The sequence below is a fragment of the Lysinibacillus sphaericus genome, from assembly GCF_005217585.1.
GTDB lineage: Bacteria > Bacillota > Bacilli > Bacillales_A > Planococcaceae > Lysinibacillus > Lysinibacillus sphaericus.
Window position 1 is genome coordinate 173,860 of record NZ_SZPT01000002.1, and the last position, 19,291, is coordinate 193,150.

The 19,291-nt window shown below is 39.5% G+C and carries 18 protein-coding genes; 16 read left to right on the forward strand and 2 right to left on the reverse strand.

Going from position 1 to position 19,291, the window contains the following annotated elements; translation table 11 throughout:
- Positions 1–62 precede the first annotated feature (62 nt).
- The 9 genes from FC748_RS06535 (at position 63) to FC748_RS06575 (ending at position 10,109) form a co-directional block, all read left to right on the forward strand.
- A complete protein-coding gene (locus tag FC748_RS06535) occupies positions 63–2,231 on the forward strand; it encodes an acetate--CoA ligase family protein (RefSeq protein WP_108030335.1) in 2,169 nt (722 codons plus the stop codon).
- Positions 2,232–2,236: 5 nt separating this feature from the next.
- The gene (locus FC748_RS06540) at positions 2,237–2,692 is read left to right on the forward strand and encodes a MaoC family dehydratase N-terminal domain-containing protein (RefSeq protein ID WP_024361705.1); all 456 of its coding nucleotides are present in this window, start codon (positions 2,237–2,239) and stop codon (positions 2,690–2,692) included.
- A 67-nt stretch (positions 2,693–2,759) separates the two neighbouring features.
- A complete protein-coding gene (locus FC748_RS06545; RefSeq protein ID WP_024361706.1) occupies positions 2,760–3,182 on the forward strand; it encodes a MaoC/PaaZ C-terminal domain-containing protein in 423 nt (140 codons plus the stop codon).
- Positions 3,183–3,202: 20 nt separating this feature from the next.
- Positions 3,203–4,366: a thiolase C-terminal domain-containing protein gene (locus tag FC748_RS06550; protein ID WP_108030336.1), complete on the forward strand. Its 1,164-nt coding sequence runs from the start codon at positions 3,203–3,205 to the stop codon at positions 4,364–4,366.
- Positions 4,367–4,377: 11 nt separating this feature from the next.
- Positions 4,378–4,791, forward strand: coding sequence for a Zn-ribbon domain-containing OB-fold protein (locus FC748_RS06555; RefSeq protein ID WP_108030337.1), 414 nt, complete (start codon positions 4,378–4,380; stop codon positions 4,789–4,791).
- A 35-nt stretch (positions 4,792–4,826) separates the two neighbouring features.
- On the forward strand, positions 4,827–6,023 hold the full coding sequence (locus FC748_RS06560) for an acyl-CoA dehydrogenase family protein (RefSeq protein ID WP_108030338.1): 1,197 nt from the start codon (positions 4,827–4,829) through the stop codon (positions 6,021–6,023).
- 19 nt (positions 6,024–6,042) lie between these two features.
- Positions 6,043–7,179 carry an acyl-CoA dehydrogenase family protein gene (locus FC748_RS06565; protein ID WP_108030339.1) on the forward strand — a complete coding sequence of 379 codons (1,137 nt, stop codon included), beginning with the start codon at positions 6,043–6,045 and terminating at the stop codon, positions 7,177–7,179.
- 109 nt (positions 7,180–7,288) lie between these two features.
- Complete coding sequence (locus tag FC748_RS06570; protein WP_167492686.1) at positions 7,289–8,758, forward strand: aldehyde dehydrogenase family protein; 1,470 nt, start codon at positions 7,289–7,291, stop codon at positions 8,756–8,758.
- A 70-nt stretch (positions 8,759–8,828) separates the two neighbouring features.
- Positions 8,829–10,109 (forward strand): MFS transporter, encoded by a 1,281-nt coding sequence (locus FC748_RS06575; RefSeq protein WP_167492644.1) that lies wholly within the window; start codon positions 8,829–8,831, stop codon positions 10,107–10,109.
- Between the two features lie 440 nt (positions 10,110–10,549).
- Here the strand turns inward: FC748_RS06575 and FC748_RS06580 are convergent, their stop codons facing one another.
- Both FC748_RS06580 and FC748_RS06585 read right to left on the reverse strand, forming a co-directional pair.
- On the reverse strand, positions 10,550–10,765 hold the full coding sequence (locus FC748_RS06580; protein WP_024361713.1) for a gamma-type small acid-soluble spore protein: 216 nt from the start codon (positions 10,763–10,765) through the stop codon (positions 10,550–10,552).
- Between the two features lie 57 nt (positions 10,766–10,822).
- Positions 10,823–11,584 (reverse strand): class I SAM-dependent methyltransferase, encoded by a 762-nt coding sequence (locus FC748_RS06585; protein WP_108030342.1) that lies wholly within the window; start codon positions 11,582–11,584, stop codon positions 10,823–10,825.
- Positions 11,585–11,909: 325 nt separating this feature from the next.
- Here FC748_RS06585 and FC748_RS06590 point away from each other — a divergent pair, with 325 nt between their 5' ends.
- The 7 genes from FC748_RS06590 (at position 11,910) to arsC (ending at position 19,291) form a co-directional block, all read left to right on the forward strand.
- Complete coding sequence (locus FC748_RS06590; protein WP_108030343.1) at positions 11,910–12,434, forward strand: pyridoxamine 5'-phosphate oxidase family protein; 525 nt, start codon at positions 11,910–11,912, stop codon at positions 12,432–12,434.
- 481 nt (positions 12,435–12,915) lie between these two features.
- On the forward strand, positions 12,916–14,133 hold the full coding sequence (locus FC748_RS06595) for a benzoate/H(+) symporter BenE family transporter (RefSeq protein ID WP_108030344.1): 1,218 nt from the start codon (positions 12,916–12,918) through the stop codon (positions 14,131–14,133).
- 181 nt (positions 14,134–14,314) lie between these two features.
- Positions 14,315–15,607 (forward strand): glutamate-1-semialdehyde 2,1-aminomutase, encoded by a 1,293-nt coding sequence (hemL, locus tag FC748_RS06600; RefSeq protein WP_193768795.1) that lies wholly within the window; start codon positions 14,315–14,317, stop codon positions 15,605–15,607.
- Between the two features lie 99 nt (positions 15,608–15,706).
- Positions 15,707–17,137 (forward strand): MocR-like pyridoxine biosynthesis transcription factor PdxR, encoded by a 1,431-nt coding sequence (pdxR, locus tag FC748_RS06605; protein WP_108030346.1) that lies wholly within the window; start codon positions 15,707–15,709, stop codon positions 17,135–17,137.
- A gap of 343 nt (positions 17,138–17,480) precedes the next feature.
- A complete protein-coding gene (locus tag FC748_RS06610) occupies positions 17,481–17,807 on the forward strand; it encodes an ArsR/SmtB family transcription factor (RefSeq protein WP_024361718.1) in 327 nt (108 codons plus the stop codon).
- Positions 17,800–18,858: an ACR3 family arsenite efflux transporter gene (gene arsB, locus FC748_RS06615; protein ID WP_108030347.1), complete on the forward strand. Its 1,059-nt coding sequence runs from the start codon at positions 17,800–17,802 to the stop codon at positions 18,856–18,858. The genes FC748_RS06610 and arsB overlap by 8 nt, the downstream gene beginning before the upstream one ends.
- A 13-nt stretch (positions 18,859–18,871) precedes the next feature.
- Positions 18,872–19,291 carry an arsenate reductase (thioredoxin) gene (gene arsC / locus FC748_RS06620; RefSeq protein ID WP_108030348.1) on the forward strand — a complete coding sequence of 140 codons (420 nt, stop codon included), beginning with the start codon at positions 18,872–18,874 and terminating at the stop codon, positions 19,289–19,291.

Below are 19,291 nucleotides of genomic sequence, written 5' to 3' on the forward strand. Positions count from 1 at the left end.
GTGTTCGATACAATGGACAACATAATCAAGTGTTTTCTATTATTCGAAACCGAGGTGAAATAATGAAGAAAGAATTAAAGGCTTATGAAACGTTAGAACCTTTGTTTAATCCAAAGTCTGTGGCAGTACTAGGTGCCTCTACCAATCCATATAAAATTGGCTACATTCAATTGAAAGCGCTAATCGATGGTGGATTTAAAGGAGACATTTATCCAATTAATCCGAAAGCTAGTGAAATAGAAGGTCTGCCATGCTACCCTTCGATCACAGCTGTACCCGATGAAGTAGATTTAGCTATATTTTGTGTAGGGGCAGAGCAAATTCAGGATAATCTCCAAGTATGTGCCAAAAAGAAGGTGAAAGCTGCCATTATTTTCGCATCTGGTTTCGCTGAAATTGGTGAAGAAGGTGTCATGTTACAACAAGATTTAGCGACCATTGCGAAAGAACATGGCATTCGTATTATTGGCCCGAACTGTGTAGGGCTAGTGAACACAACGAATGGTATGATTGGCACATTTTCACCAGCGATTTTGGCAGTGCCATTGCATGAAGAAAAAGCAGTAGGCTACGTTTCGCAAAGTGGAGCATTTGGCGTTTTAACATATATGGCCGCTGCACAAAAAGGGTTAAGCTTTAATTATTTTGCAAGTGTCGGCAACGAAATGGAAACAGAATTTTCGGATGTAGTGGAGTATATGATTCATGATCCCAAGACAAAAGTGATTACAGGCTATCTAGAAGGAGCCAAAGATATTAAGAAGCTTCGACGTTTAGCAAAAGAAGCGCTGAATCGCAAAAAGCCAATCGCGTTAATGAAAACGGGCAGAAGTACAGCTGGCAGTAGAGCAGCCGCTTCACATACAGGCTCTTTAGCTGGTTCAGATTTAATTTATGATGCATTTTTTAGACAAAGTGGCATTGTCAGAGTCGATGACTATGAAGATATTATTACTTTTTCAAAATTATTTTTATCTAATCGACTACCACAAGGAAAAAATACGGTGTTAATTACTAGTTCTGGTGGACGGGGCATTAACGAAGCAGATCGCTGTGAAGGTTTAGGCTTAAACATTATACCACTAAGTGAAAAGACGAAGACAGAGATTAAAAAGCACATTCCTTCTTTCGGAAGTGCCAGCAATCCAATCGACTTAACGGCAGCCGCTTCAGTAACCAATCCCGAGCTGTATATAGCGCCATTACGAGCACTCATTGCTGATCCAGAAGTGCATAATATTATTTTAACGGAATTTCCATTGTACTGGGAGGCGGATAATCCATACCTTCAGGAGTTTATTGAGCTATGTAAAAACTCCGATAAATTCGTTTTTATTACAACATTCCCATTGGACGGTATGTCTGTTCCTAAAGGGAAAGAGACACTTGAGAAAAATGGCATTCCCGTTATACCAGGTGATTTAAATCCAATTAAAGGTTTAGCGAAGCTTGTGGAATATAGCGAAAGTTATCGAAAGCATCAGCAAAAAACGCGCCAACAAGAGGACACGACAATCAAGCGAATAGACATTTCACATATTCGTGGAACAACACTAAGCGAAGCACAAGCTACGGACATACTCGATGTCTATGGCATTCCCACAACGAAACGTACGGTGGCCACTACGGCAGAGGAAGCGGTTCAATTTGCCAATGCTATTGGATATCCTGTTGTCTTAAAAGTCGATTCAGCAGATATCCCTCATAAAACTGAGGCCGATGCTATTCGTCTTAATGTGCAATCAGCGAACGAAGTAATGAAAGCGTTTACTGAAATTTATCACAATGCGAAAACCTATAAAGCCGATGCGCAAATCAATGGTATTGCCGTACAAGAAATGCTACCAGAAGGAACAGAGGTGATTATTGGCGCGACAAAAGATCCGAATTTCGGTCCTGTCGTTATGTTTGGATTAGGCGGTATTTTTGTTGAAGTCTTTAAAGATATTTCATTTAGGGTCGCACCACTAACGAGAGCTGATGCCGTTGAAATGATGGAAGAAGTAAAAGGGAAAGCGCTTTTAAAAGGAGCACGTGGCAAAGCACAGAGTGATATCGAAGCCATTATCGATGTCTTACTCAAGGTATCGCAGCTTGTTACGGAAAATGAAGCGGTGATAGAAGAATTAGACATCAATCCTTTAATTGTTTACGAAGACGGTGTAAAGGCGGCAGACGCGATGATTGTCATCAATAAAGATGTAATAGAAAAGTCAGTAGTCGGGAGGTAAAATAGATGGAACTAGATCAACGTTTAATTGGCTTAACAGGACCCCACTATGTTTTTGAAGTAGAGAAAAGGCATATTCGACAGTTTGCACAAGCAATCGGCGATCCAAATCCATTATATGTGGATGAAGCCTTTGCTAAATCAACCAGTTACGGTGGTATTATTGCCCCGCCGAGCTTTCCAGTTGCGATAGGTGCTGACAGTGGACAAGGCATTAACTTGCCATTGGATTACAGTCGCATGCTACATGGTGAGCAAGAGTTTATTTATCAGCGTCCAATTCGCTCTGGAGATCGTTTGCATTGTCAGATGAAGGTAACAAATGTCTATGAGAAAGAAGGCAAAAATGGAACAATGCAGTTTTTAGTAATGGATACAGAAATGAAAGATGAAAACGGGGAGCTTGTCGTAATTAGTCGCACCAATATCATTTATCGCGCATTAGCCAGTGCTAAAGCGTAACGATACTGTTGAACGAAGATTTACGCTCTTCGTTCAGCTTTCACTCGATAACTAAGGGGGAAAAATCATGCTTCAATTGAAAGAATTACAACAAGGGCAAAAGCTGGCACCACTTGTGAAGCCTGCTGTTACGAAAGTTCAGCTTGTCAAGTATGCGGGTGCATCAGGGGATTTTAATCCTTTACATACGGATGATGCATTTGCTCAAAGTATTGGAATGCCTGGCGTGATTGCACATGGAATGCTTGTCATGGGCTTTTTAGGTCAATACGTTATGGAACTTGCTGGTACATCTGCTACGCTTACGAATTTTAAAATGCGTTTTGGTGCGATGACGAGACCTGGTGATGAAATTACCTGCTTGGCTATCGTCAAAAAAATTTACCAAGAACAAGCAAAACAATTCGTTGATTTGGATTTGTATGCGGAGAAAGCACCAGGGAAAATTGTAGGGTTTGGTGAAGCGACATTACAACTGATTGAACTATAGGAAACAAGGAGGTTGGCAATATGGCTACTATTAAAGATCGCTATGCCATTGTGGGGGTAGGCGAAAGTGAACGTTCAAAAAATTCGGGTAAAACACCTTTACATTTAGCATTAGATGCTGCCCGAGCTGCATTAAAAGATGCAGGTTTAGAAGCGCGAGAAATTGATGGTTTTATGAGCTACTCGGAAAATGATTCTTGTACATCACATCAACTAGCAACCTATTTAGGAGTACGACCAAAATATGTAAAAGATATTATGGGCGGCGGCAGTAGTACAGAGATGTTAATTGCGGATGCCATTGGCTTAATCGAAACAGGTCAGGTCAATACCGTACTTATTTACCGTTCAATGAATGGCCGTTCTGGCGTTCGAATGGGCGGAGGTGGCTGGGATGTCAATATGCTACAAGGTGCGATGGATGGCGGAAGCTTTTTTATTCCGTATGGAGCTGGTGGACCAGGGCAATGGTTCGGTTTATTTGCAACGCGTCATATGCAACAAACTGGACTGACACATGAGCATTTAGGACATGTTTGTGTCAGTTTTTATGAGCACGCACAACGGAATCCGAAAGCCTTTTTCTATGGTAAACCACTTACGATGGAAGAGTATTTAAAGACACCACCTTTAAGCTACCCATTCTCTAAGCATGATTTTTGCCTAGAATCAGATGAAGCCAATGCGATTATCGTCACATCCGCTGAAAAAGCAAAGGATTGCAAGTCAAAGCCTGTCTATATTATGGGCATTGAAGCGAGACGCACGGTATCACATGCGCATTATTGGACGAATTTAGATGAAGTGGCATCTGACTTTGTAGCGCCTTCTCTTTATAAAAAAGCGGGGGTGACACCACAAGATATTCAGGTCGCTTCAATTTATGATTGCTTTAGTTGGGTTGTATTACGGCAGTTAGAAGCATATGGCTTTGCAGCACGTGGCGAAGTAGGTGATTTCGTTGCGAGTGGCAACCTAAAAATGGGAGGAAAGCTACCAACGAATACAGCAGGTGGCATGCTTTCAGAAGGCTATACACATGGTATGAACAATGTGCTGGAAATTGTTCGTCAAATTCGTCATGACTATCAAGGAACAGATCGACAGGTGAAAAATTGTGAAATCGGTATTTGTACGGGTTGGTCTGGCCCTGATATTGCAGGTGCAATGATTTTAAGAAATTAGGAGGGAAAGTCATGTATCAAAAACCAATTCCACTGAAAACACAAGATAATCAACCATATTGGGATGCGGCGGATCGCCATGAGTTAATGCTACAAAAATGTCAAACATGCCATGCCTATAACCACCCGCCAGGTCCGGCTTGTGCAAAATGCGGGTCCACAGAACTGAACTGGGAAAGTCAAGGTTGTCATATTACAGGAACTATTTATTCCTATGTGGTGTCCTATAGACCTTTCTTACCGGGCTTTCAAGACGAGTTGCCGACGATTATTGTGGTCGTACAGTTAGACCATTTACAAGAGGTAAAGATTATCGGCAATGTGCTGGAGTGTCCACCAGAGGAAATAAAAATCGGCATGCCTGTGAAAATGATATGGCAAGATATTACGGAAGATCGTGCGCTTCCTCAATGGATACAGGCTTAAGTAAATCTTAAATATTCATAGAAAGGGATGATTCGATGGATTTTTCATTTACGGAAAAGGAAGAACAATTTCGCCAAGAGTTAAGAACGTGGTTGGAAGCGAACTTACCTGATGGATGGTTGCAAGGAGACGTGCAACTTGATAAAGAATCGAAAGCATACGAGTTATTTTTACGAGATTGGCAAAAGAAACTATATGCAGGTGGTTGGGCAGCGATTGCATGGCCTAAACAATACGGTGGCCGCAATGCAACGTTGATGGAAGAAATTATTTATCAACAAGAAATGGTACGGGTGAAAGCGCCACCGTTAATTAATTATGTGGGACTCCATATGGTTGCACCGACTTTAATGCAAATCGGTTCACAAGCACAAAAAGATAAATACATTGAAAAGATTATTACGGGGGAAGAAGTTTGGTGCCAAGGTTATTCAGAGCCAAATGCAGGTTCAGATGTAGCCGCTATTCAAACGACTGCAGTAAAAGATGGGGATCGTTGGATTATTAATGGACAAAAGGTATGGACGAGTTTCGGTCATGTGGCAGATCGTTGCTTTTTAATTACAAGAACGAGCCGATTGGAGAAAAAACATAAAGGCATTACGGTGTTTTTGTTAGATATGCATCAGCCAGGAGTGGAAACGCGACCAATTGTTTCAATGGATGGTCAAAAAGATTTTAATGAAGTGTATTTAAATGATGCTGTCGCTTACGATGCCGAAATTATCGGTCAAGTAGATGAAGGCTGGAACGTTATCATTGCACTGCTAATGCATGAAAGAACGGGAATTGGTGGTCAAGTATTTACGTTAGAACAACAATTTCATGATTTAGTTACATTAGCGAAGGACGTAAGTGATGATAATGAACCACTGATCAAAAATCCATTTATTCGAAAAACAATGGTGGATCTGTATACTCGTTCTCGTGGTTCCCTGTTAAATTATTATCGTAATTTAACGAAGCAATTAAAAAATGGTCATCCTGGTGCAGAAAGCTCGATGGATAAGCTACTTGTAAGTGAATTGACGAAAGAACTGTTTGCTCAAGCCATTTCGATGCAAGGTCACCATGGCATCTTATGGAAAGAACATGCATTGATTGATCGCTCCTATTGGCAGGACAATTATTTATACTCTTTTGGTCAGACGATTGGTGGGGGCACAAGTGAAATACAAAAGAATACCATTGCTGAGAGAATACTAGGTTTACCAAAGGATATGGGTCGATAAAATAGCGGGGGTGGCTGATATGGATTTTTCGTTAAATCAAGAACAAGAAATGTTTCGAAGTTATGTACGCAAATATTTAGATGATGTCGGTCAAACAAAAGTGGCACGTGAGTTTACAGAAGGCAACACTAGCTCATTTCAGAAGCTGTATGCTGGCTTAGCTGAGCTTGGCTGTACGAGTGTCAATGTATCTGAAGCGCATGGCGGTATGGGGCTAGGTCAGTTAGATTTAGTGCCTATTCTAGAAGAGATGGGTCGCGCATTGCTACCAGGGTTATTTTTAGAAACGAACGCTTTAGTTGTACCATTATTGGAGCAATTCGGTACAGCGCAGCAAAAAGCGAAATATTTATCAGCGATCGCGAGTGGCAACCATACATTTACGGTGGCATGGTTGGAGCCTGGCGGTAACTACAAGCCTTCTAATGTGCAAGTACATGGCACATTAGAAGGAGACGTTCTTACGTTGAATGGGGTGAAAGCGTTAGTGCCTGATGTAGAGCTAGCAAATAGCTTACTTGTTGTCGTGCGAACGGCAGAAGGGCAAGACAAGCAAGGAATATCACTTGTAATTGTTGATTGTGATGCAGCGTCTTTGCAAGTGCAAGGTCAAAAAAATATGGATGAAACACGTTTGCTTGCAGAAGTGACGTTTCATAATGTGCAAGTATCAAGTCAGCAAATTGTGGGCACTGTTCATCAAGGGTGGGACGCGTTGCAAGAAGCTTTATTATCGTTTAATGCAGCGCTTTGCTCTTCAATTGTTGGCAGTGTAGAAAAAATTGTAGAAACGGCAGTTGAATATGCCACGATTCGTGAGCAGTTTAATCAACCAATCGGCAGATTTCAAGCGATTAAACATCGTTTAGTCGATATGAAAATGGATTTAGAAACAGCTCGTTCATTAGCTTATTATGCAAACTGGGCGATTGAAAGTGATGCGGAAGATAAAGTTGAAGCGGTTTCAAGTGCTCGCTTATTTGCAACGGAAGCATTTATAAAAGTTGCATCTCAAAGCATTCAAATTCATGGTGGCATCGGCTTTACAGAAGAAATTGATTGTCATCTTTATGTGAAAAGAGCGCGTTTCTATGAAAATTATCTTGGCACTACACAGCAATATTATGAGCAGACAGCAGTGGCATTAGGTTGGTAGCATCAAACCGATTTTCTTGCGTCTTAACCGTTGGCAACGGCATCGTTTTCCTAATAGAAAGTAAGTAAGTCATCTTGTATTTGAAAGGGTGGGAAAAACATTGAAAACAATGCATACTTTGAAAGACTATCAAAATGTCATTAATGGGAAAGTCATTCCATCATCTTCAGGTCATAAAATGGATAGCTATAATCCAGCAACAGGCAAGGTTTGGGCGACCATTCCTTGTAGCACAGTTGAAGATGTAGACGCGACAGTGCATGCCGCACGAACAGCTCTGCCCGGTTGGTCAGCTCTTCCTGCTAGTGAAAGAGCGGGTTATTTACGACGTATTGGTGATGCCATAGCCCAATATGGAGATGAATTGGCTGAACTAGAAACAATAGATAATGGCTGGGTAATACGGGAAACGAAGTACGGACTTATTCCGGTACTTGCAAATATGTGGTATGATGCGGCCGCGGCTGCTATCCATGTAGGGAGTAAAGGTGAAACCGTGCAACTTGGGCCGAATACAATAGGGTTTACAACACGGGAACCTTTTGGCGTTGTCGTGGGCATTATTCCTTGGAATTCAGCTTTATGGACATTTACAGTGAAAGCAGCGGCTGCCCTTGCAGGTGGAAACACGGTTATTATTAAACCATCAGAGTTGGCAGCAGCAGCCCCGCTTCGCTACGGTGAAATTCTTCAAAGTATCTTACCACCAGGCGTCTTAAATGTTATTTCGGGTACAGGTGCGGAAGTAGGCGATGCGCTTGTAAAACATCCAAACGTGAACAAAGTGAGTTTAACAGGATCAGGAAGAACGGCGCAGGCAATTGCGCAGTCCACTGCACAAAACCCTAAGTCGATGGTATTAGAATTGGGTGGGAAGTCACCTAATATTGTTTTCGAGGATGCAGATTTAGCGAAAGCTGCCAATGGTGTCACGGTCAATGGGATTTTTACTGGTAATGCAGGGCAACTGTGCGTTGGCGGTTCTCGTATTTTAATTCAACGTTCTGTTTTAAATCAAATGATTGCTTTGATGAAAGAGGAAATTGCTACGCATATTCAGTTGGGGGATACTTTAAACATCCAAACACCTATGGGACCCGTTGCCAATGAGATGCAATATAAAAAAGTTTGTTCGTATATTGAGCTTGGGCAACAAGAAGGCGGAGAAATCCTGATTGGTGGACGCTTCGGCGGTGCTAACTTATTACCAGGTCAAGATACATTGGCTGAAGGCTATTGGATTGAACCGACCTTAATCAAAGTAGAAGGTAATAATTTACAAGTATGCCAAGAAGAAATTTTCGGACCCGTTGCCGTGGTAATCCCATTTGATACGGAAGAAGAAGCACTGGCGATTGCAAATGATACAGAATACGGATTAGGAGCTGGTATTTGGACATCCGATTTAAATCGTGCACATCGCATGATTCGCGCAATCGAATCAGGCAATGTTTGGGTCAATACGTATCGAATCGTTGGCACAGAATTACCATTTGGCGGTCAAAAAGCGAGCGGTTTTGGGACAGACTCTGTACGCGAATTCACACGTGAAAAAACGTGCTATATCCAAATTGGCTAATAAGAAGCCAACACAAAAATAGACAAGAAAATATAATCCGTAGAACAAGAAAAATGAAATGGGGACGAGTATGCCACAACGGAATAATGGGTTATTTTATGGCTGGTATATTGTTTTAACGAGCTTCTTGATTATGTTTTCGGCATTTTCGATTGTCAATTCACTTCACAGTTTATTTCTTGTGCCGGTAACAACAGAATTAAGCTTAACGAGGACAACGTTTTCGATTGTTCTATCAGTAGGAGGTCTAGGTGTCGCCATCGCTTCTCCCTTTATGGGCAAGCTACTTGCAAATGGCAATATGATGTTAATCATGTCTGTCTGTGTAATTCTTGCAGGGTGCGGCTTTATGTTATATTCTCTCGCACAATCGGCCGTTTATTTTGCCGTCATTGCCTTTTGTATCGGGATATGTGTTGCTGGATTTTCGAATATTCCTATTTCCATCATGCTAACGAATTGGTTTTATGAGAAAAAAGGGCTAGCTATGGGATTAGCATTTGCAGGTTCAGGCATTGGAACAGCTGCACTTAGCCCGATTTTAACTATGCTCATTTCAAATTATGGCTGGAGAACAACTTATATTATTGCTGGGGTGCTAATTATAGTAATCTCACTGCCATTAATCTTATTTTTCACAAAGAAAAGTCCTGCTGAAAAAGGGACGATTGCGCTTGGGGCCAATCGTGTAGAAATCGCACAGGCAAATACGGAACAATCCGGTGTCACGTTAGCACAGGCAAAGAGATCGGGCATATTTTGGTTATTTATTTTCGGTGTCATCTGCTTTGCACTTGTTGCAGGCGGCGTACAAATGCATATACCCGCTTATTTAATAGATATTGGCCATCCAGCGCTATTTGCAGGAACAATTTTCGGGCTTTTATCTTTATCCAATACCGTTGGCAAGCTTATTCTTGGTGCTATTTTTGATAAGTTTAGAACAACCGGAGGCATTCTTTTTGTAGGCAGTTGTATGACGATCGCGATGGTGTCACTGCTGCTGGCAAACGCGAAGAGTTTTGCGTTCGTATTTGCTATCGCTTACGGTTTCAGTATTGTTATTGCGACAATTGGCCCTCCATTTATGACAGATGATTTATTCGGCAAAAAAGATTTTGGAGCTATTTTCGGTGTTGTCCAAATATTCTTCGTAGCAACGAGTTCACTTGGTGTTATCGTTTCCGGTCTTATCTATGATCTTACACAAAGTTACAAAGTGGCATGGTTCATATTTTTAGGCTTATTTATACTAAGTATGTTTTGTATTCTAATAGCAAATGGTATGAAAAAGAAAAAGCACTCAACTGTTGAAGAAATGGCTATAGAAGAAAGTATGGAAGGTATTTGATCACAGTTAACTTTAATGAAGATAGATTCCTCCATTTAAAATAAGTAGTCATTGTACTTATTTTGTTCCATGGGGAGAACTCTCTTTTTAGTGTGCATGTATTTCTTACAGAGGAGCAACTTTGAGCTTTCTAAAAAAATATCGAACTATATTTATATAAACATTGATTAAAGTTCGTCTTTCAAACTAAGAAATGCGCTTTGTTCAGCGGCTGGACAGATGGGGTGTGCACTAAAACACAAACATTTAAAAGAATTGACTCATTTAGGTATGTAGAAAAGACAGAAAATTGTAACCTACTCGTAATAGACTTCGGTAGAAAAAATTGCTGGAATTAATGCAAGAAGCGGTGGTAGTTGAGTAATAACAATTCGTTTATTCATTAAAAAAGAGTTCGGGAATAGAAAAACCGGCAAAAAAAGATTGCCGGCAAGAGATGATTATTTTGAATTGTTTTCGTTTGCAAAACGACCAGAAGCAAATTTTTTATTTGCTTCTGCTTGTTGGATTTGTTGTTTAATTTGATTTATGTCCATTTCATTTCCAAATTCTACATCCATTGCATTCGCTGAACCAGAAGCTTGTAATTTGTTCGCTTCTGCTTGTTGAATTTGCTGCTTTACTTGATTAACATCAGTTTTATTTTGATTGTTCATTAAAAATCACCTCCTGACATTAGTTTGTACAGAAGGTGATAATCTATCCTTTATTTTTTAGTTACTTACATTTTGGTGAGTATTTGTTTTTTTGGCTCTTATAATTAAAAACGAAGGTCGCCGAAATTCTCTGTTTAAATTTTGTAAATTACTTACTGCATCTTTAGTTGGTATTGGCTCCACCATTTTTTCGATTTGTAAGCCATGTTCAATAAGTGTATTTACAATAGTTGATAGTGTACGGTGATATTTTACAACATTGTCAACTAACCAATGTTGCGTACGTAAGCCTTCCAACTGATAATTATCTATTGCAAAATAGAGTAAGTTTCCTTCTGCAGTGGCTATCCAATTGTCTTTTCCCATATTAGCACTTACAATCGGATGCTCTATTGAAAATAACAACACTCCACCTTCACATAACGCGGTACTGATCTTTTTTATAAGTAACTGAAAGTCTGCAATATAGTGAAAAGCTAAAGAACTTCCTATAAAATCAATGGTTTCCGCAGGTACTGTCATCTCTTCAAATGCAACCTGTTCAAAAAATAGATTGTCATGAACATGATGCTTTTTTGCATGCGCAATCATGTTGGAAGAAATATCAATTCCTGTAACGTATTTTGCACCGAGCTCAAGACAATAAGCTGCAAAATCTCCTACACCACATCCGATATCTAATACGATTTTATTTTTAAGTGTCGGTAGTAATGCCAAAAAATTGGGTTGTTCCAATAAAATATTATAATTATGTTCTCGTCCTCGTATTTCTTGATATTTTGTAAAGAACGTATTGTTATCATATATATTCTGTTTCATTTTACCCTTCTATTCATCACAACGTTATGAAGTATTTGCGCAACCTCATTATCACACGCACTATCTAAAATAAATAGACTTATATTTCATTTTTTGTTAGGATGTAGATAGAGGCATGTCTTCTTTACTAAATCTATAAAAACATATGGAAAGGCAGAAATCCCCATTGATTTCTGCCTTTTTTATTCCCTTATCCAATGGATAGTTGTTGCAATGACCTTCTACATTCGTCAAATTGGATTGTTTCATCACAATAATTTTGGACGTTTTTATTCCATCCAAACGTTGATAAGATTACACAATACTACAAGTAGGAGGGATATCAATGGTTGAGGTACGTTACAAAGTAAGAGAAGTATTAGATCAAAACAAAATTGATATATTTTTGAAGCAAGCTCGAATTGGGTATCTGGGAATGGCTGACGGTCATTTGCCTTATGTTGTTCCACTTAATTTTGTTTGGACAAATGGGCTGCTGTATTTCCACGGAGCTACTGGCGGAAGACGCAATCAAGTTATGGATGAAAATCAGGAAGTCTGCTTTACAGTATGTGAAGAATATGGAACGATTACTGATCCAGTGCCCGCAAAGACGGACACTGCGTATATGAGTGTTATCGTTTTTGGGAAGGCTCAACCCATCGACGATTTGGATGAAGCTACACATATGTTGCAAGAGATGCTAAATAAATATGTGCCTGGTTATTATAATCGTCCTTTATCTGAGCAACATGTGGACAAATATCGATCAGCCGTTTTCGGTGGTCCAGTTCAAGTTTATCGGATTGATCCACAACAAATGACCGCGAAAGAAAATCCAATTGAAGTAGAGAAAATGTTTAAAAGTTAAAAACATGTTTCGTACACTATATTAAATAATCCATTTAAACGCCACTTCCTATATCCCATAGGTAAGTGGTCTTTTTGATTTAACGAAAACGAGCAGTGCTATTCATGAAATACAATCATAAGAAGTAGTGAATGATCAACATTTATGGACTGGTGAAAATGGTGTTTTTGGATGTTTTATTACAGTCCGTTATTCGTTATGCTAAGAGCGTTCATTTTAATAAAACTAACAAAAGGGGGCATAGCAATGAAGTATCTAACTGAACAATTACCTCTATTTGAAACATTACATATAAAAGACCTAATGACGGCATTGGAAAGTCTGATACAAAAATAATAGCAAATCCCCGATGTATGGAATGGACATTCTGACAGGTAAGAATCACTGGAGTTTTTAAATTTGGTTTTAAAGAATGAACGCTATTTTTATGAGTAGAGAGAAAGTGTTTGACCACTATTGGAATGAAAGGTAGGGAAAGTGTATGAATACAACATCCGTTTCATTGCGTTTGCGTGATTTGCTATCACCCACCATAGCTGCTTTTATATCTGTGTTAGTAAACTATGGAGGTACTTTTATCTTGGTGTTTCAGGCTGCCAAGGTTGCTGGCCTGAGTCCTGAAATGACTGCTTCATGGATATGGTCGATTTCCATCGGTGTGGGAGTAACTGGTATTTGGTTAAGTTATCGATACCGCGAACCGATTATTACAGCTTGGTCAACACCAGGTGTGGCATTTCTTGTTTCCGCTTTGGCGGTCACTTCTTATCCTGAAGCAATTGGCGCATATATTATTTCTGCTGTAGCATTTGTTTTTTTAGGATTATCTGGAATGTTCGAACGTTTTGTCCAGCTTATTCCACCAGGCATCGCTTCAGGGCTTTTAGCAGGTATTTTATTGCAGTTTGGTATTTCGGCCTTTGGTGGTGCGAAAGTTGATCCTTTACTTGTAATTGTCCTATTTACTGCGTATATCCTATTAAGACGATTTACATCTCGCTATGCAATTGTCGGTATCTTAGTAATTGGATTGATTTATTTGATAAGTATGGGCAAGGTAGATTTCAGCAATGTCGAATTGGCTATTGCTTCTCCGGTATTAGTTGTTCCAGCGTTTTCTCTTCATGCCTTATTAGGCGTTGCTTTGCCGCTTTTTATTATTACCTTGACGGGACAATATATGCCAGGAATGTTAGTGTTGCGAAATGATGGATTTAAAACGAGTGCGAATCCGATTTTAATTGTAACAGGATTGGGTTCGCTCCTAACAGCACCATTTGGATCACATGCGTTTAACATTGCCGCAATTACAGCCGCAATTTGTACTGGAAAAGACGCTCATGAAGATTCAACGAAACGCTATATTGCAGGAATTGTCTGTGGTATTTTTTATATAATTGTTGGAATTTTTGGGGTAACATTGGCTGCGTTGTTTTTAATTCTTCCTGCAACGTTTATTGCCACATTAGCTGGATTAGCATTGCTCGGTACAATTGGTAGTAGCCTTGCTAATGCTTTAACAAATCCGAATGGACGCGAAATTGCACTCATTACTTTTTTGGCAACTGCCGCAAATGTTACATTACTTGGCGTAGGAGGGGCATTTTGGGGGCTTGTAGCTGGTTTAGCAGCACATTTATTAATTAATGTTCCATTTCTTAAAAAACCACAAAATATGAATGGGATACCACAAAAATAGTTTCATGTGAAAACTAAGTACATGTAACGTGACAAGTTTTAAAAAGCAAAATAATGGAGTCTTGTTTGTAGAAAAAAGGGGACAGTTGTTACAGAGATGTTTAAATAGAAAACGAATCAATTGATCCTCTAGATGAGCATATAGCTAATAGTTTTCTCTAATATGAAAGGTGGTTTTTAAAATCAATACACAGCAATCGACAGAAGCATTCGAAATAGCAAAACAACTAATGCCTGGTGGTGTAAACAGTCCAGTAAGAGCATTTAAATCCGTTGGAATCGATCCGATTTTTATTAGTCATGGAATCGGGTCAGAAATATATGATATTGATGGGAATAGGTATATAGATTATATCCTTTCTTGGGGACCATTAATTCATGGACATGCAGATAAAGATGTTGCGAGTGCATTACTCGAAGCAATAAAAAAGGGGACAAGTTTTGGATTGCCCACTTTGCAAGAAAATAAGCTAGCACAATTAATCACTACTCGGATTCCCTCCATAGAGAAGATTAGAATGGTTAACTCTGGTACAGAGGCAACAATGAGTGCTATTCGGCTAGCTAGAGGTTTTACAGGCAAAAACATAATTGTTAAATTTGAAGGAAACTATCACGGACACAGTGACTATCTATTAGTAAAAGCTGGTTCAGGCATAGCAACATTAGGCATTCCAGATTGTCCAGGTGTACCGTTAGAAATCACAAAAAACACTTTATCCGTTCCGTATAACGATATTGAAGCACTTTATAGTGTATTTGATACATTTGGTTCAGAAATTGCAGCAGTGATTGTAGAACCATTTGCTGGTAATATGGCTGGCATACCTGCTGACCCCGAATTTCTTCAGGCTATACGTTTGTTCACTACAAAATATGGGGCGCTATTTATTCTTGATGAGGTAATGACGGGTTTTCGTATTGATTACCACTCAGCTCAAGGGCTTTATAACATTCAGCCTGACTTAACTTGCTTAGGGAAGATAATCGGTGGCGGGATGCCAGTTGGCGCATATGGTGGCAAAAAAGAGATTATGAATCTAATTGCACCGGAAGGGAATATTTATCAAGCTGGCACTTTATCGGGTAATCCAATCGCGATGGTAGCCGGATATACTACAATAAATAAATTAACCTCTGATAGTTACAACTATATTGAAGAACTATCAGACAGACTAATTCAAGGATTAAAAACAGTAGCCCGTAAATCGAATATAGCGCTGATGACAACTAAAGCTGGAACAATGATTGGATTGTCCTTTACAGATAATCCTTTACAAAATTTTGATGATGCACGCAAAATAGACTCAGAGATGTTTCGGCGTTTCTATGTCGAAATGCTAAAACAAGGGATACTTTTACCCCCATCGCAATATGAAAGCATCTTTTTATCGACTGCCCATTCAATACATGATATTGATGAAACAATTCATGCTGCAGATGTAGCTTTTCAACGAATGTCATCGTTTCTTTAGAAAATATTTTAACCATCTTAAATACTGGGTGCGTCATAAAAACTATAATCATGATGAACTGTATTAATGTTCGCATCATTTAACTGGAAGTGAATGAAAATGTTAAAAATAAACCGAGAAGATAAAATTCCGATATGGCAGCAGTTGCTTGATCAGGCTATCCACCATATAACAACAGGAAAATGGCCACCAGGTGAATTACTTCCTCCATCTCGAGAGCTTGCCTTATTAGTCGGCGTTTCACGCTCAACAATACAAATTGTTTATGAGGAATTATTTAGTCGAGGCTATACCGTTACTAATTGGCGTGGGGGAACAAGGGTAAGTGATTGGGGATTGAAAGCCAACTTAGCAGAAGAAACGACTCCTTATGGACCATCTACGCCAGCATTACCTTTATTAAACGCGGCAGTTGATGAATTAAACAGTTGGTTTGGAGGCGCCGAAAATCGAAACGTAGAAATCGATTTCTGTCCTCATGAGCCTTATTTGGACGAACATTTCCAAAAAAATTGGAGACAATCTTTTTTACAGGCTTCATCCGAAGCAGATTTGACCACTTGGGGTTATGGCAACCCATATGGTTTTACTCCGCTCCGTGAACAGATTCAACGTTATTTAACATTTGAAAGAGGTGTTCATGTAGATATTGACCAAATCATTTTAACTTCTGGTGCACAGCATAGCATTGATCTTATTGCGCAAGCACTGTTAACGGAAGGAGAAACGGTTTCTGTTGAAGATCCTGGATTCCCCGCTGCCTGGACGACCATGCAATATCGACGGATGAATGTCGTTTCCGTACCGGTTGATAACTATGGAATACAAGTAAATCGTATTCATCCGCAAAGCAAGCTTATTTTTGTTACGCCTTCTCACCAATGTGCAGTTGGTGTGATTATGTCTGAACCACGTAGACAACAGTTGCTCCAAAAGTCAGCGCAAGAGCAATTTTGGATAGTAGAAGATGATTATGATGGTGAATTTAGGTACCGTGGAGGTCCACTTCCTACTTTGTTCAGCCAACAACCACAGAATACATTGTATATGATGAGTTTTTCCAAAATGGTGGCTCCTGGCATACGCATTTCGGCAGTGATTGGGCCAAAGGATGCTATTCGTCAGCTTGCTCAAGTACAAGCCCTAACCTATCGACATCTGCCGATAATGGAACAACTAACGCTTAGTCATTTTATTGAACACGGTCATTTTATGCGTCATATGAGGAGAGCAAGAAATGTTTATCGACGAAGACATGAAGCGATGACCAAGGCCATCATGGCAACTGGATTAGCTGAACGTTTTAAACTAAGTGGCATTGAAACAGGCTTGCATATGCTTCTTGAAGCTGAAGAATCGTTTGATGAAGAGGCTATGACAAACCTAGCGCTCGAAAAAGGAATTCGTGTATATCCGCTTAGTAAGTATTGTTTGGAAACGAATCGAAAAGGATGGGTACTGGGATTTGCTAAAATGGATGAGAGCGCAATTGAAGAAGGCATTAACCGCCTTGCCAAGATACTTTTATAATCGAATAATACTATTAGGTTTTAACGTCAAGCCCATGAGGAGCAAACTTTTAGGCGACCATAGCGTTGCCAAGGGCATAGCCAACGATAAAAGTCGATGCCTTCAGTATCTATTGCGAAAAGAGGGAGGGGCATTCTAACATTGGCTCTCTTAATTTTCACCATTAACAATCGATTTATGAAGATATGCAAGTTTTTTTCATATCATATATTTAACTGTTGCATTTCAAAACATAAAATCATAATATAAGAATATAGTTATATATAGTTAAAATCACCTTTTACTTAAGGTGATTTTATTTACAATAATATATAAGCAAATGATTATATAAGGAGGGCAATAAATGGATTATATGCTAATTGAAAAACAATTAAAGGCAGCAGCAGATTTGAATCGCATGAAATTACTTGCGTGTATGAAAAATGGAGAGGTATGTGTTTGTGATTTTGTAGAGGTTCTAGGCATTTCACAACCAGCCGTTAGTCAGCATCTACGAAAATTAAAGGAGGCAGGTATTATTACAGAACGAAAAGTAGGGACTTGGAAACATTATCGTTTAGTAGAGGAACAAACGCCACTGATGAAGGGGATTTTAGAGCATATTCAGCCTTTAACTGGGTGCAACTGTGGCACAAATGGCTGCCATGTAGGGGGAACTGATAGTGAGTAATGAGTCTTTAACGAAACAGCTGTCTTTTTTAGATCGTTACCTTACTCTTTGGATATTTGTTGCCATGGGGCTAGGTGTCGTATTCAGTATCACAATGCCCAATATTGGAGAATCGTTAGAGTCCATGTCTCTTGGTACAACGTCCATACCGATTGCCATAGGTTTAATTGTTTTGTTGTACCCACCATTAGCGAAAGTAAAGTATGAGGAAATGTGGCGAGTGTTTAAAGATTGGAAAGTGCTTTTACTATCCCTTTTTCAAAACTGGTTACTTGGACCATTCTTAATGTTCTTTTTAGCCATCATCTTTTTGCGTGATTATCCAGAGTACATGGCTGGACTCATTATGATTGGCTTGGCTCGCTGTATTGCCATGGTCATTGTGTGGAATGATCTAGCACGTGGGGACCGCGAATATGTAGCTGGCTTAGTTGCCTTTAACTCGATTTTTCAAATCTTAACGTATTCGATTTTTGCGTACTTTTTCTTAAATGTATTACCTGGTTGGTTTGGTTTAGAGAATTTCAATGTTTCCATCTCCATGTGGGAAATTACAAAAAGCGTACTTATTTACTTAGGTATCCCATTTGCGGCAGGGTTCCTGACACGATGGATTGGGATTCAAACAAAAGGAAAACAGTGGTATGAGGAAAAATTCTTACCGAAAATTTCTCCACTTACTTTAATTGCACTTTTATTCACGATTGTTATGATGTTTGCTTTAAAAGGTGAGCAATTGGTTGAACTGCCACTTGATGTCGTACGAATTGCTATTCCATTATTTATTTACTTTGTGGTGATGTTTGCTGTTTCATTTTTCTCTTCCCGTAAAGCTGGCGCATCTTATCCGGTTACAGCTGCTCTTTCTTTTACAGCGGCAAGTAATAACTTTGAGTTAGCGATTGCGGTAGCAGTTGGTGTGTTTGGTCTTCATAGTGGCGTAGCATTTGCGGCAGTTATAGGTCCCCTTGTAGAAGTACCCGTTCTCATAGGACTTGTATGGGTTGCCTTACGTTGGCAGAAAAAATACTTTAAAACGATTAAATTATAAGGAGCAAACACTTATGACTAACACACTTTATTTCTTATGTACAGGGAACTCATGCCGTAGTCAAATGGCTGAAGGATGGGCTAAAAAATTGTTACCTACTAATTGGACTGTGAAAAGTGCTGGGATTGAGGCTCATGGCGTAAATCCAAATGCCATTAAAGCAATGGAGGAGGTAGGGATTGATATTTCAAATCATACATCTGATTTAATTGATTTTAAGACATTAAACAATGCCACATTAGTTGTGACGTTATGCGGGGATGCCGCTGATAAATGTCCGATGACGCCTCCGCATATTCGCCGTGAGCATTGGGGATTTGAAGATCCAGCGAAAGCAACAGGTACAGATGAGGACAAATGGGCTGTCTTCCAAAATGTACGCGATGCTATCGGACAACGTATTGAAAAATTTGTAGGCGAGGAGCTGAAGTAA

Coding starts and splice junctions, on each gene's coding strand:
- FC748_RS06545 (WP_024361706.1), top strand. CDS start 2,760: ATGCTTCAATTGAAAGAATTACAACAAGGGCAAAAGCTGGCACCACTT.
- FC748_RS06595 (WP_108030344.1), top strand. CDS start 12,916: ATGAATACAACATCCGTTTCATTGCGTTTGCGTGATTTGCTATCACCC.
- FC748_RS06575 (WP_167492644.1), top strand. CDS start 8,829: ATGCCACAACGGAATAATGGGTTATTTTATGGCTGGTATATTGTTTTA.
- FC748_RS06590 (WP_108030343.1), top strand. CDS start 11,910: ATGGTTGAGGTACGTTACAAAGTAAGAGAAGTATTAGATCAAAACAAA.
- FC748_RS06565 (WP_108030339.1), top strand. CDS start 6,043: ATGGATTTTTCGTTAAATCAAGAACAAGAAATGTTTCGAAGTTATGTA.
- FC748_RS06560 (WP_108030338.1), top strand. CDS start 4,827: ATGGATTTTTCATTTACGGAAAAGGAAGAACAATTTCGCCAAGAGTTA.
- FC748_RS06585 (WP_108030342.1), bottom strand. CDS start 11,584: ATGAAACAGAATATATATGATAACAATACGTTCTTTACAAAATATCAA.
- FC748_RS06555 (WP_108030337.1), top strand. CDS start 4,378: ATGTATCAAAAACCAATTCCACTGAAAACACAAGATAATCAACCATAT.
- arsC (WP_108030348.1), top strand. CDS start 18,872: ATGACTAACACACTTTATTTCTTATGTACAGGGAACTCATGCCGTAGT.
- FC748_RS06610 (WP_024361718.1), top strand. CDS start 17,481: ATGGATTATATGCTAATTGAAAAACAATTAAAGGCAGCAGCAGATTTG.
- FC748_RS06570 (WP_167492686.1), top strand. CDS start 7,289: ATGCATACTTTGAAAGACTATCAAAATGTCATTAATGGGAAAGTCATT.
- FC748_RS06580 (WP_024361713.1), bottom strand. CDS start 10,765: ATGAACAATCAAAATAAAACTGATGTTAATCAAGTAAAGCAGCAAATT.
- FC748_RS06540 (WP_024361705.1), top strand. CDS start 2,237: ATGGAACTAGATCAACGTTTAATTGGCTTAACAGGACCCCACTATGTT.
- FC748_RS06535 (WP_108030335.1), top strand. CDS start 63: ATGAAGAAAGAATTAAAGGCTTATGAAACGTTAGAACCTTTGTTTAAT.
- pdxR (WP_108030346.1), top strand. CDS start 15,707: ATGTTAAAAATAAACCGAGAAGATAAAATTCCGATATGGCAGCAGTTG.
- FC748_RS06550 (WP_108030336.1), top strand. CDS start 3,203: ATGGCTACTATTAAAGATCGCTATGCCATTGTGGGGGTAGGCGAAAGT.